Origin of the sequence: Anaerotruncus massiliensis (ex Togo et al. 2026) (genome assembly GCF_900199635.1) — a bacterium.
GTDB lineage: Bacteria > Bacillota > Clostridia > Oscillospirales > Ruminococcaceae > Anaerotruncus > Anaerotruncus massiliensis.
Genome location: NZ_LT962687.1, coordinates 625,387 through 640,149, shown reverse-complemented (window position 1 = coordinate 640,149; position 14,763 = coordinate 625,387). Strand labels below are relative to the sequence as shown.

General features: G+C 66.1%; 11 protein-coding genes. 4 read left to right on the top strand and 7 right to left on the bottom strand.

The genetic code is table 11. The features are described 5' to 3' along the window. Window positions 1–329 precede the first annotated feature (329 nt). The 6 genes from C1A13_RS03630 to C1A13_RS14610 form a co-directional block, all read right to left on the bottom strand. On the bottom strand, window positions 330–1,052 hold the full coding sequence (locus C1A13_RS03630; RefSeq protein WP_101549206.1) for a pseudouridine synthase: 723 nt from the start codon (window positions 1,050–1,052) through the stop codon (window positions 330–332). Between the two features lie 189 nt (window positions 1,053–1,241). Further along, complete coding sequence (locus C1A13_RS03625; protein WP_101549204.1) at window positions 1,242–1,736, bottom strand: DUF4830 domain-containing protein; 495 nt, start codon at window positions 1,734–1,736, stop codon at window positions 1,242–1,244. Between the two features lie 673 nt (window positions 1,737–2,409). Continuing rightward, window positions 2,410–4,485, bottom strand: coding sequence for an elongation factor G (locus tag C1A13_RS03620; protein ID WP_101549202.1), 2,076 nt, complete (start codon window positions 4,483–4,485; stop codon window positions 2,410–2,412). A gap of 233 nt (window positions 4,486–4,718) precedes the next feature. Further along, complete coding sequence (locus tag C1A13_RS03615) at window positions 4,719–7,529, bottom strand: hypothetical protein (RefSeq protein WP_101549200.1); 2,811 nt, start codon at window positions 7,527–7,529, stop codon at window positions 4,719–4,721. 41 nt (window positions 7,530–7,570) lie between these two features. Next, window positions 7,571–8,344, bottom strand: coding sequence for a 23S rRNA (guanosine(2251)-2'-O)-methyltransferase RlmB (rlmB, locus tag C1A13_RS03610; protein WP_101549198.1), 774 nt, complete (start codon window positions 8,342–8,344; stop codon window positions 7,571–7,573). A gap of 138 nt (window positions 8,345–8,482) precedes the next feature. After that, the gene (locus C1A13_RS14610) at window positions 8,483–8,746 is read right to left on the bottom strand and encodes a hypothetical protein (RefSeq protein WP_121587278.1); all 264 of its coding nucleotides are present in this window, start codon (window positions 8,744–8,746) and stop codon (window positions 8,483–8,485) included. A gap of 530 nt (window positions 8,747–9,276) precedes the next feature. On the opposite strand from C1A13_RS14610, the gene C1A13_RS03600 reads away from it, so the two are divergent. From C1A13_RS03600 to C1A13_RS03585, 4 genes are all read left to right on the top strand, one after another. Then, window positions 9,277–10,158 carry a DNA-3-methyladenine glycosylase family protein gene (locus tag C1A13_RS03600; RefSeq protein WP_101549194.1) on the top strand — a complete coding sequence of 294 codons (882 nt, stop codon included), beginning with the start codon at window positions 9,277–9,279 and terminating at the stop codon, window positions 10,156–10,158. A 4-nt stretch (window positions 10,159–10,162) separates the two neighbouring features. Further along, window positions 10,163–10,675, top strand: a complete 513-nt coding sequence (locus C1A13_RS03595) for an FUSC family protein (RefSeq protein WP_101549192.1) — start codon at window positions 10,163–10,165, stop codon at window positions 10,673–10,675. 31 nt (window positions 10,676–10,706) lie between these two features. Then, the gene (locus C1A13_RS03590) at window positions 10,707–11,432 is read left to right on the top strand and encodes an alpha/beta hydrolase (protein ID WP_101549190.1); all 726 of its coding nucleotides are present in this window, start codon (window positions 10,707–10,709) and stop codon (window positions 11,430–11,432) included. 169 nt (window positions 11,433–11,601) lie between these two features. Then, window positions 11,602–12,387 (top strand): hypothetical protein, encoded by a 786-nt coding sequence (locus tag C1A13_RS03585; protein ID WP_101549188.1) that lies wholly within the window; start codon window positions 11,602–11,604, stop codon window positions 12,385–12,387. Window positions 12,388–12,393: 6 nt separating this feature from the next. Here C1A13_RS03585 and C1A13_RS03580 read toward each other — a convergent pair whose 3' ends face one another. Beyond that, window positions 12,394–14,724 (bottom strand): SpoIIE family protein phosphatase, encoded by a 2,331-nt coding sequence (locus C1A13_RS03580; RefSeq protein WP_146021677.1) that lies wholly within the window; start codon window positions 14,722–14,724, stop codon window positions 12,394–12,396. Window positions 14,725–14,763: the final 39 nt, after the last annotated feature.

The following is a 14,763-nucleotide window of genomic DNA, read 5'->3' as shown; positions in this document are numbered from 1 at the left end:
TGTGCTTTGCCAAACACATGGATCTTTCTGTGGCCGAGGCGCGATTTTTGTCCGCCGTAGATGGACGAAAAAAAGGCCGCGTTTTTAATCTTACAAGCCATTACGAATATTTTACAACAAATTTGTATATATTGCAACACAAATTCTTATTTTCGTTGTGGAAAAATCATTATTTTTTCCACAGCGGTTTTTCTGGGGATCGGAACCAGGCTTTTCGACCATCATACTACATTTTTATAGGCAATGTGTGTCCAAACTTTGTCGCTTTTTTGAACAGCCTGTCCCTTCCCCGGCGGCCCGCGCCCCCAAATTCCCCGCCGCAACGGGCTTTACAGCCCCTCCGTCAAAATCCGTTCTACCTCTATTTTACTGAGTTTCCTGCATTTTCCGGGCTCCAGATCCGGGTCTAAAGCCAGCCCCCCGATCGCGTCCCGGCGCAGCGCCGTGACCGTGATCCCGTACGCTCCGAACATCCGTTTGACCTGGTGGTACATCCCCTGCCGCAGGACCACCCGCGCCGTCCGGGGGTCGTCCGGGTCGGGCGCGAGGAGAGCGGGCATGCACGTCCTCCCGTCGAGGACGACTCCCGCCGCGAACGCCTCGACAAGCTCCGGCCCCGCCGGCCTGTCCAGCCGCGCGGTATAGGTTTTGGGCACGTGGCTCCTGGGCGCGAGGATGCGGTGGGCAAACTCCCCGTCGTCGGTGATGAGCACGAACCCCTCGGTGTCCTTGTCCAGCCTGCCCGCCGGGAAAAGCCCGCTGCGCCGCAGCTCCTCCGGCACCAGGTCGAGCACCGTCGGCAGCTTATCGTCGTGGGTGGCGCACACCACCCCGCGGGGCTTATTGAGCATCAGGTAGGCGTGGCGGCCCATTTCCAGCGCCCTGCCGGCCACGGCGATCTCGTCCGTATCCGGGTCGACCCGCCGCTCGCAGGAGCGCTCGGGCAGGCCGTTCACCGTCACCTGCCCGCGGGAGGCAAGCCGGCGCACCTCCCGGCGGGACAGCGCCGTCCGGGAGGCCACCACCTTATCCAGTCGCTCGGTTTCCGCCATACCTTCGCCCCCTTCTCCCGCGCGGCGCCTGCCGCGCGGGGATTCCGGGGACTATTGTACCACAAGCGCAAAGCGCGCGGTGGGACAATCGCGCATCGGGACGAAAGCGCCAGGGGCGCGGATCGTCCTGCGCATAAGTCCGGTACAATAGCCGCCTCGCGGATATTGTACCATATCCGCGCCGCCCGTTCAATCAGTGCGCTGCGCGAACCCGTGCATGAAACCGTCCAGCTCGACCGAACAGACGTCGCCGCCGATCACCTTGTTCTTATAGACAAGGATGTTGGCGCGCACGCCCTCCGCCTGGCCGGGGTAGTTTTCGATTACATAGGTGTAGCGTTTGCACCGCTTGCCCGCGTACTTGCTCAGATCGCAGCCCTGCTGCTTCTGGATCTCATTGTACTTCTCGAATACGTCGTCGAATTCCTGCGGGATTTTGACCTCCACGATCTCGTCCTCTTCCCCTTCGACCTCCCAGCCGAACGTTTCGAGGAAGGAGATCCTCTGTTCATTCGTCTTGGCCGCGACCTTTTCCACCTTCGCTTCCGCCGGGGCCTGCGCCGGGTCGCCCCGCAGCTCCGACAGCGCCGCCTGCGCCCAGATGCCCCCCGCCAGCGCCAGCACAAACACCGCCGCCGCCGCGGCCACCTGCTTTTTGGTCACCCGGAATGAGACTGTAAACATACTGCTAACCTCCCGCGCCGTATTCGGTTCCGTTCTATATGTATACGCGCGCGGGGGACTTGTTATGCCGTCCTGTCCTCTGTTGTGCCGCTCGAGAGCGGCGGAGCTTGCCGTCCTTCCGGCGGCGGAGGTTCTCAGGTTTGCCGCTCAGTGAGCGGTGGAGCTTGCCGGGTCCCGCCCCGGCGGGCGGGCCGACTTCTTGCGCGCCCAAGAAGTCGGCGGAAGAAGGGCGCTCAAGGGGACTTCCGCCAGTCCCCTTGAGAAACCCCCGGGAGTACCTTGCCATAACCCGCAGACTACCGCCGCTCCCCACGGGTACACCAGCTGAGGGCTCAATTCAGGTTGCGGACGCTCCCAACGGCGGAAACGAAATGTGCGGCGAGCTTGCCGGGCAGGGGCCGCAACTGACGTGCGCACAGCCCTCCGCTCACGTCCAGCCTGCCGCGTGCAGCAGACCGGTTCCACCCGCGCCGGCAAAAAGAGCGGCCGCCCTTTCGGGCGGCCGCTTCTGTATGCAGTTGCCAGGTGGGGGCCCATGGGGGAGGGTCGCCGACCCTCCCCCATGAGGCGCGCCGGGCGGGCGTCGGCGCGAAGCGCCGCTTCGACGCGCAGCGTCGAGCAGTCCCGCCCTTCCTTAACGTACTTTTGGTCGGGGGCCAAAAGTACGCGCGCCTCAGTCTTCCTCGTTCATCTTTTTGGCTTCCTCGATGACGGCGGCTTCGAGCTGGGGCGGGAGCAGCTCATAGCGCTCGAAGGTGAGGGTGAAGTAGCCGCGGCCCTGCGTGGTGGAACGCAGCACGGTTGCGAAATCGCCCATCTCGCTCATCGGGACCTCGCCCTCGATCATCTGGAGGCCGTCGTCCGCCGGGTTCATGCCGAGCACGCGGCCGCGGCGTTTGTTGAGCTCGCTGATCATGTCGCCCGTGTTGGAGTCGGGGACGTAGACCTTGAGGTTGCCGATCGGCTCGAGCAGCGCTGGGGAAGCCTGCGCCATGCCCGCCTTGTAGGCGAGGGACGCGGCGGTCTTGAACGCCATTTCGGACGAGTCGACCGGATGGTAGGAGCCGTCGACGAGGACCGCCTTCAGGCCGACCACCGGGTATCCGGCGAGCACGCCGTGCTTGACGCAGTCCTGGAGGCCCTTTTCGACCGCGGGGAAGAAGTTCCTCGGCACCGAGCCGCCGAAGACGTTCTCCTCGAAGAGGAGGTCCTCGCCGTCGTAGGGGGAGAACTCGACCCACACGTCGCCGTACTGGCCATGTCCGCCCGACTGTTTCTTATGCTTGCCCTGCACCTTGACCGCCTTGCGGATCGTCTCGCGGTAGGGAACGCGGGGCTTGGTGAGGTCGATGTCCACGCCGAACTTGGTTTTCAGCTTGGAGACGATCACGTCGATATGCTGCTCGCCCAGGCCGGAAATCACCTGCTGGTGGGTCTCGGCGTTCTGCTCGAACTTGATGGTCGGGTCCTCCTCCATCAGGCGGACCATGCCCTGCGCGACCTTGCCCTCGTCGCCCTTGTTCTTGACCTTGACGGCCATCGACAGGCACGCCTCGGGGAAGTTCATCCGCGCGAAGGAGACCACCCGCTTGGGGTCGCAGAGGGTGTCGCCAGTGATGGCGCTCGACAGCTTGGTGACCGCGCCGATGTCGCCCGCGGTGATGAAGGCGGTGTCCTCCTGCTTCTTGCCGGTCATGTAGATGAGCTTGCCCAGGCGCTCCGGCTCGCCGGTGCGGGAGTTGACGGGAGCGATCTCGTTCGAGAGCTTGCCCGCGACGACCTTGAAATAGGAGAGCTTGCCGACGAACGGGTCGGCGACCGTCTTGAAGATATAGGCGGCCAGCGGGGCCTCGTCGGTGCAGGCGATCTCCACCGGGTTGCCGTCCTTGTCCTCGGCGGTCTCGGCGCCCGCCTCCCACGCGGAGGGCAGGTGGTCGACCAGCGCGTCGAGAAGCATGTCGATGCCTTCGAGCGTGGCCGCGGAGCCGCAGAGCACGGGGGTGATGGTGCCGTTGTGGACGCCGTCGTGGATGCCCTTGAGGATTTCGTCGCGGGTGAACTGCTCGCCCGAGAAGAACTTCTCGAACAGCTCCTCGTCCGTCTCGGCGACCGCCTCGCTGATGGCGGCGGTCAGGCCCTCGAAGCGGTGCTCGATGTCGGGCATCGCGACCTCGGAGGGCTCGCCCTTGGCGTTGTATTGGTAGGCCTTGTTGTCGACCAGGTTGATGTAGCACTGGACCTTGTGGTCCTCGACGACCGGCACGACGAGCGGGCAGACCGACGGCCCGAACGCGCCCTTGAGCTCCTCGAGCACCTTGTAGAAGTCGGCGTTCTCGGTGTCCATCTTGTTGACGAAGAACATCCGCGATTTGCCCATCTGCTCGGCGAGCTTATACGCCTTTTCCGCGCCCACGTTGAGGCCGGAACGCGCCGACACGGCGATCAGCACGCTCTCCGCCGCGCGCACGCCTTCATACATGCCCGCAGCGAAATCGAAAAGTCCCGGGGTGTCGATCAGGTTGATCTTGACGCTGCCCCAGCTGAACGGAGCGACCGCGCTCGAAACGGAAACCTTGCGTTTGACCTCCTCGGGGTCGAAGTCGCAGACGGTGTTGCCGTCGGGAACCTTTCCCAATCTATCGGTTGCGCCGGCCTTAAAGAGCAGGGCCTCCGCCAGGGAGGTTTTGCCGCTGCTTCCGTGGCCGGCAATTGCAACGTTCCGGATCTTACCCGCTAAGTATTGTCTCATGTAATAACACTCCTTTTTCTATCTGCACTGAGCATTAGTCATAATTGCCAGCAATCGCCGTGTGTTTGCGAGGCATTATATTGATATTATATAATTTCTCGGAGGCGTGCGCAAGGGATATCCCCTCCGTTCGCCTGTATAAATAATCCGGAAAATACTATGGACTTTGCACAAGGAATATGCGAAAAAAGGGGCCGCTGCTGGTGCAGCGGCCCTGTTGCGGGTAAAATCGATTATTTGCCCGCCGAAGCGGCGGCGCGGGTGATCAGGTACCACGCCAGCCCGAAGAGGAGCAGCACCCCGTAGGAGGCGAGCTGCAGCGAGCCGGTGAAGGCCATGAAGGCGACGAGCCCGTAGCCCGCGACGATGCCGATGAGCTGGACGACGGTGGCGCGCATGACCGATTTCCGGACAGCCGAGGCGGCGCGCACCAGCGCGAGCACGCCCGCGAGCCCGCCCCCGTGGCAGCCGCCCGCGGAGATGCGCTCCTTGGGCTTTGTGAGGAAGGCGTATTCCGCGTGGATCTTGGCGGGGAGCACCCGCACGCTCGTGCGGCGCACGCCGAACGCGGCCGCGACCAGCTCGCTGGTGATGTTCGGGTCGGTGGTGTAGAGCGCGACCGAAACGCCCCGGCGCTCCAGCTCGGAGAGGGCGTCGGCGGTTTCGGGGTCGGCGTTGTAGCTCACGACGAACATCGCGGAGAGCTCGCCCGAATTGGCGATATAGAGCACCTGCCTCCCGTCGCGGGTGTAGCGCATCTCGAAGTCGCGGGAGGGGCAGTCGATGTCGTGGTTGCGCATGAGCTCGTGGCTGCCGATCAGCACCCGCTTGCCGTCCACCCACGCCGAAAGGCCCATCCCGTCCTCGTACATGAGGCTGTCGACCTTTTTGAGCATCCGGCGGTTGCCGCCGATCATATTGAGGAAGATGCCCGACATGATGCCCCCGCAGGAGATGATCACGCTGGCGGCGTCGAGGATCGCCTCGTCGATCCGTTTTTCGGCGAACACCTTCATGCCGTGGAGCATGACGCTGTCGTCCGAGAAGAGGTCCCGGTCGCTGACGACCACCGCGCCGGTGTCGGCGTAGTCCTCGGCGGCGGTGTAGCCCGCGAGCATCGCTCCCTTCCGGGAGAGGCGCCTGGCCTGGCGGGCGAGCATGAGGTTGGGCACGAGCGAGCCCGAGAGGGGCGCGCAGATGCACAGCACCGCCGCGAACGCCGAAACGGCGGAAACCAGCTCACGGTCCATCAGGAAGAAGCCTGCGATCCCCACCACCAGCGCGCCCCCGAGGCAGATGGGCGAGGCGATGTTGGAGAAGGACTCGCTGTAGTCGGGAGAATAGCTGCGGTCGAGGAAGCCGGTGATGAAGCCGGCGCGGGCGCTGTAAGCGACCCGGTCGACGTCCGGCCCGAGGCCGCGGGAGAATTCCCGCGCGAATTCGCGGTTCTGGATCTGGACGAGCGCGTATTTGTCCCCCTCCGCCGTGAGGGTGGCGAAGTTGCGCTCAATCCGTTTCATCATCAGCTTCTTGCCGAAGAGGGAGAAGAGCAGCACCACGACGGCCAGCGGGAAATAGAGGCTGACGTTCCCGTTGCCGAGCACCGCGTCGGGCAGCACGGTCAGCACGATGCCCTGGATGAGCACGGCGAGCACGGCGAGCGCGGCGGGGGTGTCGCAGTTGGCGCGCATGCGGCAGAGGGCCGCGATGCCGCCGCCCACGATGTTGCTGCACACGATGGCGGCCAGCACCACGAGCACGAGGTTCACGATCAAAAAGAGCCGCATGTTGTTTTCCGGCGCGACCGCCGGGGGCAGCGGCAGCATATACCCCTCGGGGATCCCGAGCTTCCCGGCGAAGGGGACCACCTTGAGGGAAACGGTGAGGTAGAGGGACAGAAAGGCGAGCACCGCCGTCACGACCTGCCGGACGGTCAGCCCGGTGCGGATGGACCGGAGGTCCTTCTCCACATAGGGCGCGTCCTCCGGCGCGCCGAAATCGTCCTCCGGGACCTCCTGCTCGAGCAGCTCCTGCTCGGCGTAGGACTGCCGCCACTTGGACTGGGCCAGCTCCTGCGGGCCCTCCTCCCGCGCGCGGCGCGGCGCGGCCGTGTCGATCTCCTGCGTGTGACCCGCCGACGCGTTCCTGCGCGGGCGCGGACGCAGGGGGATGTCCATCCGGGTGCCGTCCGGTTCCGGTTCCGTCCCGGCGTCGAACCCGAACTGGAACCCGAAGCCGCCCGCCTCCGGCGGGGGCGCGTCGTCCTCCCAGGAGGGCAGCCGGAAATCGTCCGCCGGTTCCTCCGGCGCGGCGCGGAAGGTGAAGCCCTCCCCTGCCCCCTCGCGGGGCGCGGCGGGCTGCTGCGCGGCTCCGCCGCGCGAACGGCGCAGCCGGTCGAGCGTCTCCCCGAGCGTCTCGCCCTGCGGCAGCGGCGCGGAATCGCTCTCGAAATCGTAGGGCGTCTTGGGCGCGGGCTCCGCGGGGTAGTCGTCGTAGCGCGGACGCGCGCTCTTCGGCGCGGGCTCCGCGGGGTAGTCGTCATAGCGCGGGCGCGCGCTCTTCGGCGCGGGCTCCGCGGGATAGTCGTCGTAGCGCGGGCGCGCGCTCTTCAGCGCGGGCTCCGCGGGGTAGTCGTCGTAGCGCGGACGGGCGTGCTTCGGCGCGGGTTCCGCGGGGTAGTCGTCATAGCGCGGGCGCGCGCTTCCCTGCGCGGGACGCCGGGGGGGCTCCTCCCGGCGCGGCGCCTCCTGCGCCTCCTGCCCGAACCCGCTCAGGCGGGAGCGCCGCTCCTCCTGGGGGGCGTGCTGGGGGGCGGCCGGCCGGCGCTGCGGCCGGCGGGTGCGCTCATAGTAGGGCTCGTCCGCGCGCGGGACGGCCCTGCGGGGCTCCTGCGCGTCCTCCGCGCGGCGGGGGCGGTAGTCCTCCTGCGGCGCGGGCGCGCGGGCCGGGGGGGCCTCCTGCCCGTATGTATCCTGCGCGGCCTCGCGGCTCTTCTTCCGGCGGATTTCCTCCAGGATATCGTCGACATTGTAGTTCTGAGCCATTCCCGTTTCCACTCTCCTCTAAAATCGCAAAAAATCCGGGTTTACCGCTCTGCACGCGTCCGCTGCCGGACGACCTCATACATCAGAATCCCCGCCGCGACCGACGCGTTGAGGGAGTTGACCTTCCCCAGCATCGGCAGCGACAGGATCACGTCGCAGGTCTCGCGGACGAGCCGGGAGAGGCCGAACCCCTCCGAGCCGATCACGAGGGCGGCCGGGCCGGTCAGGTCGCACTCTTCCCAGCGGCCGCCGCCCGCCTCCGCGCCGTAAATCCACACACCGCGCTTTTTGAGCTCCTCGAGCGTGCGCACGAGGTTGGTCACCCGCGCGACCGGCAGGTGCTCGACCGCGCCGGCGCTCGTGCGCCCCACGATGGGGGTGAGCCCCACGCCGCCCCGCTTGGGCAGGATGAGGCCGTGGGCGCCCGCCGCCTCGGCGGTGCGGATGATCGCGCCGAGGTTGTGGGGGTCCTCGATGCCGTCCGCCACGAGGAAGAAGGGCGGTTCGCCGCCCGCCCGCGCAAAGAGGCCGTCGACCGTGCTGTAGGAAAAGGCCGCCGCCAGCGCGGCAACCCCCTGGTGGGGCAGGCCGTTCGAGAGCGCGTCGAGCTTTTTCGCGTCGACCTTCTTGACCGGCACCCCGCGCTCCTTCGCCATGGCCACGATGCGGGAGATCGGCTGGCCGCGCGCGGGCACCTCGTCGCAGATGTAGACGCACTCCACCTCGCGGGAGCCGCGCAGCAGCTCGATCACCGCGTTGCGGCCGAGCACGGTGTTCTCGTCCTCCCGGTCGAGCCGGGGATTGGAATTCGCCATACGGAGCCCTCCTCCGGAGGGATGGCCTCCGGTTATACGTTCTGTTTTATACAGAGTATATTATAACATAACAGTATACCGGATGCTAGAGATTCGTTGCGATTTTGCAAAAAAAGAGACGATTTTTGCCGAAAAAGATCACAGCAGGAAGAACGCGCACGCAACCGCGGCCCCCACCAGCGCCGCCAGCCCGATTTTGAGGGCCTCTCCCAGCGGGGTTTTGCGCTTTTCATGCCCCGCGGGGTTGTAATCGATCTGCGAGAGGTATTCCCCCGCGCGCGCCCGCAGGCTCAGCTTGTCCTCCCCCTGCGCGTTCGGCCGCAAAAATAAAATCGCCTTTTCAAAGTACCGGTTGTCGGTGTGCACCACCTCGATCACCTTTTGACTGACACCCTTCAGCATCTGCTTGCTCCTTCCCCCGCGCCCGAAAAATTTTTCACCTTCCGCCCCGCGCGGCGGGCGGAAGGGCCTTGCGCCGCAAAAGAGGGGCGGGCGGGCCGCGGCTGCCGCCCGCGCCGCCCCCGACGCCCCGATTTTAAAATCGTTTTGCTTTCCTATTTTGAACAGCGGGTCTTCATTTATTCCCCTGTCAAGGGCCAATTTGAACAAAAATCAGCCGCCCGGTTTTCGGAAACGTTATACGCCGGGTATTACAAAAAAGCCGGAATGGATTCCCCATTCCGGCCCATTGTGGAAAACTCTGTGGAAACGGTAGAAAACTTTGCGGACGTATCCGTGTTTTCCACCTTGTCCCCCTTTCAACGGCGGTGAAAAAAAACGGCGCCTCCCAGTTTCTTCCACTACTGCGAGTAATCCGGCCTTCCCCCCGTTTTTGTATAGATTGATAAAGTTCCCTGTAAAATCTTTGTTCCTTTTGGCGGCGCGATCTGCTATACTGGGAGGGTAAAAATTCTGAAAAAGGAGTCCCGCCCATGGCACCAGTTTCGACCGGATGCGGCGCGTTCCTGCGCGGAAACGACGTGATTCTCCCCGATTCGGGCGATTTCTCCCTGCCCGAAACGCTCGACTGCGGACAGGCGTTCCGCTGGAAAAGGCTGCCCGACGGCGGCTTTTTCGGTGTGGCGCGCGGCAGGGCCTGTCACATTGCACAAACGGCCGGGGAAATCCGCATCCTGGGCGGCGCGGAGGACTTCGAGGCGGTGTGGCGCGGCTATTTCGACCTCGACCGCGACTACGGGGAGGTCAAACGCCGCCTCTCCTCCGACCCCGTCCTCGCGCGCGCCGTCGCCTACGCCCCCGGCGTCCGCGTGCTCCGGCAGGAGCCGTGGGAGGCGCTCTGCTCCTTCATCATCAGCCAGAACAACAACGTCCCCCGCATCAAGGGGATCGTCGAGCGGCTGTGCGCCGCCTTCGGGGAGCCGCTCGGGGAGGGCGTCCACGCCTTCCCCTCCCCCGAACGCCTCGCCGCGCTCGAGCCGGACGACCTTGCGCCCATCCGCGCGGGCTTCCGGGCGCGCTACCTCGTGGACGCGGCGCGAAAGGCCGCCTCGGGCGAGGTGGACCTCCCGGCGCTCGCGCACCTGCCTCTCGAGGAGGCGCGCGGGGAGCTCCGGAAGATCACCGGCGTGGGCGCCAAGGTGGCCGAATGCGCGCTGCTCTACGGCTGCGGGCGCGTCGAGTGCGTGCCGATCGACGTGTGGGTGCGCCGGGTGCTCGACCGGCTCTACCCGGACGGCCTGCCCGCCTGCGCGCGCGGCGTGGAGGGGCTCGCCCAGCAGTACCTCTTTCACGCGGCGCGCACCTGTCCCGGCTTCCTGCCCGGGGAAGCCGCCCAATCCTCCGACGGAAGGTGAAGCCATGTCCCCCGCCAAACTCCCGCGGCCCGGCCTGCGGATCTTAAAGTCCGCGCTCGCCGTCTTCCTCTGTTTTCTCATCGACACGCTGCGCGGCGACGGCGTCCCCTTCTACTCCGCGATCGCCGCCATCCTCTGCATGCAGCCCGACGTGCGGGGGGGCCTCCGCGTCGGGCTCAACCGGGTCGTCGGCACGCTGATCGGCGGTCTCTACGGCATGGGCGTGCTCTACCTGCTGCGCACCTTCCTGCCCGAGGGGACCGGGCTCTTGCAGTACGCGATCATCTCCGCCGCCCTCGTCCCGCTCATGTACCTCACCGTGCTCGTCAAAAAGACCTCCGCCACCTATATCACCTGCGTCGTCTTTTTGAGCATCACCGTCTCCCACGGGCTCGACCTCGTCCCCTATGTGTTCGCGCTCAACCGCATCCTCGATACGCTCATCGGCATTTTCATCTCCCTGTTCGTCAACTGGATCCCCTTCCTGCGCAACCGGAAGGCGGGCCAGGAGCAATAAAAGGAACCGGCGTCCGCCGGATGGAGGCAGTATGGACCAGACGGAACGCATCACGATTCCAGGCGCGGCGGAGGGGATTCCCGCCCTCCTGTGGGGGCCCGCCTCCGACCGCTGGATCATCGCGGTGCACGGCAACTTCTCGCACAAGGCGGACCGGGTTATCGCCCTGCTGGCGCGGCGCGCCGCCGAAAAGGGGTACCGGACGCTCAGCTTCGACCTGCCGCAGCACGGCGAACGGGCCGGCGGCGCCCTGCCGCCCGATCCGCCGTCCTGTGTAAGCGACCTCGGCACGGTCTACGAATACGTCCGCCCGCGGGCGGGAAGCGTCGCCCTCTTCGGGTGCAGCATGGGGGCCTATTTCGGCCTGCTCGCCTACCACGGGCTGCCCCTCTCCCAGAGCCTCTTCCTCTCTCCCGTGGTCAACATGGAGCGGATCATCCGCGACATGATGGCCGCCGCCGGCGTGAGCGAGGAACGGCTGCGGGCGGAAAGGCTCATCCCGGTGGAGGGCGGCCCGCCGCTCGACTGGGATTATTTCGGCTACGTGAGGACCCACCCCGTGCGCTTCGCGTGGGAAAGCCCGACGTCCATCCTCTACGGCGAAAACGACGCCCTCTGCGCGTGGCCGGAGATCGCCGCCTTTTCGCGGCGGTACGGCGCCGAGGTGCGGGTCCTTCCGGGCGGGGAGCACTTTTTTCACACGCCCGGGCAGCTGTCGGCCTTTGACGACTGGGCCGCAGGCGCCCTGCGGGAATAAAAGGCGGCCGCCCCCGGGGCGGCCGCCTTTTATTCCCCCGCGGCGCGCGCCCGGGAAAAAGGGGGGCCGCGGGAACCGGCATTTATTGACATCCTCCGACAATGCATTATAATGGAAGCAACCGGACACCTCTCCATTGGGAAACAAAATCTGACAGGCGGTGGTGCAGTTGACCTTCGCGCAGTTCAAACGGATGAAGCCCAAATACAAGCGCCGGCTGATCCTTGTGACGCTCATTGCCCTCGCGCTCTGCATCGGGGTGCTCTTCGGCATCTCCAAGGGCATCGAGGCACTGCGCGTGCGGCTCAACACCACGACGCTCGACAAGATCACCGCCGCCAACGTCCTGGATAAGGCGAGCATGAATAAAATTCTCGAGGTCATGAAGCAGGACGACCCGGCCAACGTGCTCGTGGTGGACAGCGTCCTCACCATGTCGGGCGAGGGCAGGGTGACGGGGCTCACGATGAACCTCACCAACCTCGTCAGCCAGGGCTCCGCCGAGGAGTGGCGGCTGACCGCCACCGAAAAAAAGGCGAAGCTTCGCAAGGTCAAGACCCGCTATGAGAACCTCAACGCCCAGCGCCTGCGGCTCATGGAGTTCAAGACCTACTACCCCGCGCTCTCCCGCGCGGCCTCCCCCCAGCTGCTCACCCTGCTCACCGACCGCGCCCCCGCCGGGGCGAACGGCTCCTATACCTTTACCGACCATTTCGGCAACAACCTCTCCCCCGAATACGACTCCTTCCTCGCCCGCGGGCTCGAGGGGGTGTGGGTCTCCCGCATCGGCGGGGTCTCCGGCTTCGCCGAGGGCTACGCCCGCCCCAACGACTGCGCGCCCGCCGTCGTCTCGGTCGAGGCGGTCGACACCGCCAGGAGCAAGAACAAGAAGGTCGTCCTGCTCCCGCCCGAGGACCGGTTCGTCGTCCTGCTCGAGGCGGGCCCCTACGCGTAGGGCCGCTTAAATCCCCCGCTCGAGCATGAGCACGATCACCGTGATGTCGTCCTCGTGCCCGTCGGTGCGGCGCCGCCTGGCCTCGTCGGCCAGCTGTTCGCTCAGCTCCTTCGGGTCGTCCCCCCCGTAGTGCTCGAGGTCGGACACCAGCCATTCATAGCCGCCGGCCACCGCGCCGTCCGACACCATGACGATCACATCGCCGTCACGCAGCGTGACGGCGTTTTTTTCGAAGTTCACGCCCCCGAGGATGCCCACCGGCAGCGAGCTCGACTCGACATATCCCCCCTTGCCCGACTTGCGCAGGAAGGTGGGGGCCGCGCCCGCCTTGTAGAACTCCGCCTTGCCGGTGTAGAGGTCGACGCCGGTGATGTCGATCGTGGCGAGCGATTCGTCGCCCGATTTGACGAGCAGCGCCGAATTGACGAGCTTGAGGGAGGCGTCGAGGCTCACGCCCGCCTCGATCAGCCGCGCCAGCAGCTCGGAGGTCATCGTCGAGTCGACCGCCGCCGCGCCGCCGCTGCCCATCCCGTCCGACAGGATGACGTTCACCCGGCCGCCCCGGCCGTCGACATAGCTGTAGCTGTCCCCGCACAGCCGCGAACAGCTGCTCCCCAGCTGGGTCGCGCCCCACTTGACCGTGTAGACCGCCTTCTCGGTGAAGGTCATCACCGTCGCCGCGCAGTCGGTCCGGTTTTTGCAGGCGGGCAGGCCGAAATCCCGCCCGCAGATGTCCGACAGTGACACCGTCAGCTCGGTCAGGTCGAGCCGCGAGAGCTTGTAGGTGGGGACCGTGACCTCCAGCGTCATGTTCGCGCCGCCGTCCACCGTGCAGGTCACGAGGTCGGGAAAGACGTTCAGCGACTGGAGGTACTCCCGCACCTTGCCCGCCGTCGTGCCGTCCTGCGTGGCCAGCTCGTCGAGGTCGCGCCCCATCGCGTCGATCATCAGCGCCATCCCCTCGAACTGGTCGGTCACCACCCCGCGCACCTGCGACACCTTGCGCCGCATGCTCTCCCGCGCGGTATATTCCTGGAAGAGCAGGTTCATCTGGGTCGAAAGCTCGGGGAGGCGCAGGCAGCTCTTGGAGAAGTAGGCGGGGAACGCCTCGGGCGCCAGCTCCTCCCCCCTGCGCAGCACCCCGAGCGCGTCGTTGAGCACATTGCAGGTGTCGGTATATTTGAGCTGCCAGCAGACCGAGCGGTTCTTGCACTTGCGGCACACCCGGTCCGCGGCCGCGTTGTAGACCGACGAGAGGTCCCCGCTCACCATCCCGGAGAGCCGCTCGTTGACCCTGCGGGTCGTGTCGGCCACGTCCCGCAGGGCGAGCGACACGCCGCCGATCCGGTTCTTCAGCAGCGCCTTGTAGGTCTCCCCCTGCACCGCCCGGTCCCCCGCCGGGCGGGCGGAAAACCGCTTGAGGAAGGAGGCGGGGATGAGGATCGAGAGGATGCTCGCCACGAATACCTCGATGAGCAGCCCGCGGTCGAGGATGCGGCGGGCGGCGAGCAGCGCGAAGGTGTTGACGACGATGAACGCCCCGGCCGAGGCGGCGCGCCCCATCGGCGCGAACACCCCGGCCAGCAGCCCGCCGAAGCCGTAGGTCCCCATCAAAAAGGTGTACGGCCCGCCGATCACCCCGGCGGACACGCCGGCCGCGACCCCGGCGATCGCGCCGCCCGCCTCGCGGGCGGCCTGCGCGCAGATGAGGATGACGAGCACCGCCAGCGTGCGCCCGACCGACACGCCGAGCACCTTGAGATTGACGAGGGCGAGGATCACGATGCAGAAGGTGATCACCAGCGAGGTGACGTCGGTCTGGCGCAGGTTGTCGGCCCCCAGCTCGAGCGCCTGTGCGGACCGGGAAAAGAAGTAGGCGGCGCAGCAGGCGAGCAGCAGCTCGGCCACCGCGAGCACCCCGTCGTAGACGCTGCCGCCCGAGAGGAAGGTGATCGCCAGCGAGGGCGGCCCGAGGGCGAGGGCGGTGAGCGCCTGGCCGGACGGGCGGATCCCCTTGAGCAGGCTGCCGGAGGAGAGGACCCAGCGCAGCAGAAACAAAAACGCCATCGCGACGATGTACTTGACGTTCCCGAGCACGTCGAGGGAGAACAGATAGCCGAGCGTGGCGCCGAGGATGGCCGCCGCGCCGAACTTCTGTTTCGCGGACGCCGCGAACGCCACCCCAAAGGGGGCGAGCCCGCCCAGCACGAACGCGTTGGCCGACACAAAGCCCGCCGCGATATACCCGAGATATCCGAGCCCGAGCTTGTGGGCGCGTACCGCCTGGCGCGCCCTCGCGCCGATCGAAAGCCCCGCGAGGCCTGTCCTGTTCTGCATAAAGTTCACCTGTTCCTCATATGATAGAAGGTTATCCTT

Coding starts and splice junctions, on each gene's coding strand:
- C1A13_RS03615 (WP_101549200.1), bottom strand. CDS start 7,529: ATGGCTCAGAACTACAATGTCGACGATATCCTGGAGGAAATCCGCCGG.
- C1A13_RS03600 (WP_101549194.1), top strand. CDS start 9,277: ATGGCACCAGTTTCGACCGGATGCGGCGCGTTCCTGCGCGGAAACGAC.
- C1A13_RS14610 (WP_121587278.1), bottom strand. CDS start 8,746: ATGCTGAAGGGTGTCAGTCAAAAGGTGATCGAGGTGGTGCACACCGAC.
- C1A13_RS03630 (WP_101549206.1), bottom strand. CDS start 1,052: ATGGCGGAAACCGAGCGACTGGATAAGGTGGTGGCCTCCCGGACGGCG.
- C1A13_RS03620 (WP_101549202.1), bottom strand. CDS start 4,485: ATGAGACAATACTTAGCGGGTAAGATCCGGAACGTTGCAATTGCCGGC.
- C1A13_RS03625 (WP_101549204.1), bottom strand. CDS start 1,736: ATGTTTACAGTCTCATTCCGGGTGACCAAAAAGCAGGTGGCCGCGGCG.
- C1A13_RS03595 (WP_101549192.1), top strand. CDS start 10,163: ATGTCCCCCGCCAAACTCCCGCGGCCCGGCCTGCGGATCTTAAAGTCC.
- rlmB (WP_101549198.1), bottom strand. CDS start 8,344: ATGGCGAATTCCAATCCCCGGCTCGACCGGGAGGACGAGAACACCGTG.
- C1A13_RS03580 (WP_146021677.1), bottom strand. CDS start 14,724: ATGCAGAACAGGACAGGCCTCGCGGGGCTTTCGATCGGCGCGAGGGCG.
- C1A13_RS03590 (WP_101549190.1), top strand. CDS start 10,707: ATGGACCAGACGGAACGCATCACGATTCCAGGCGCGGCGGAGGGGATT.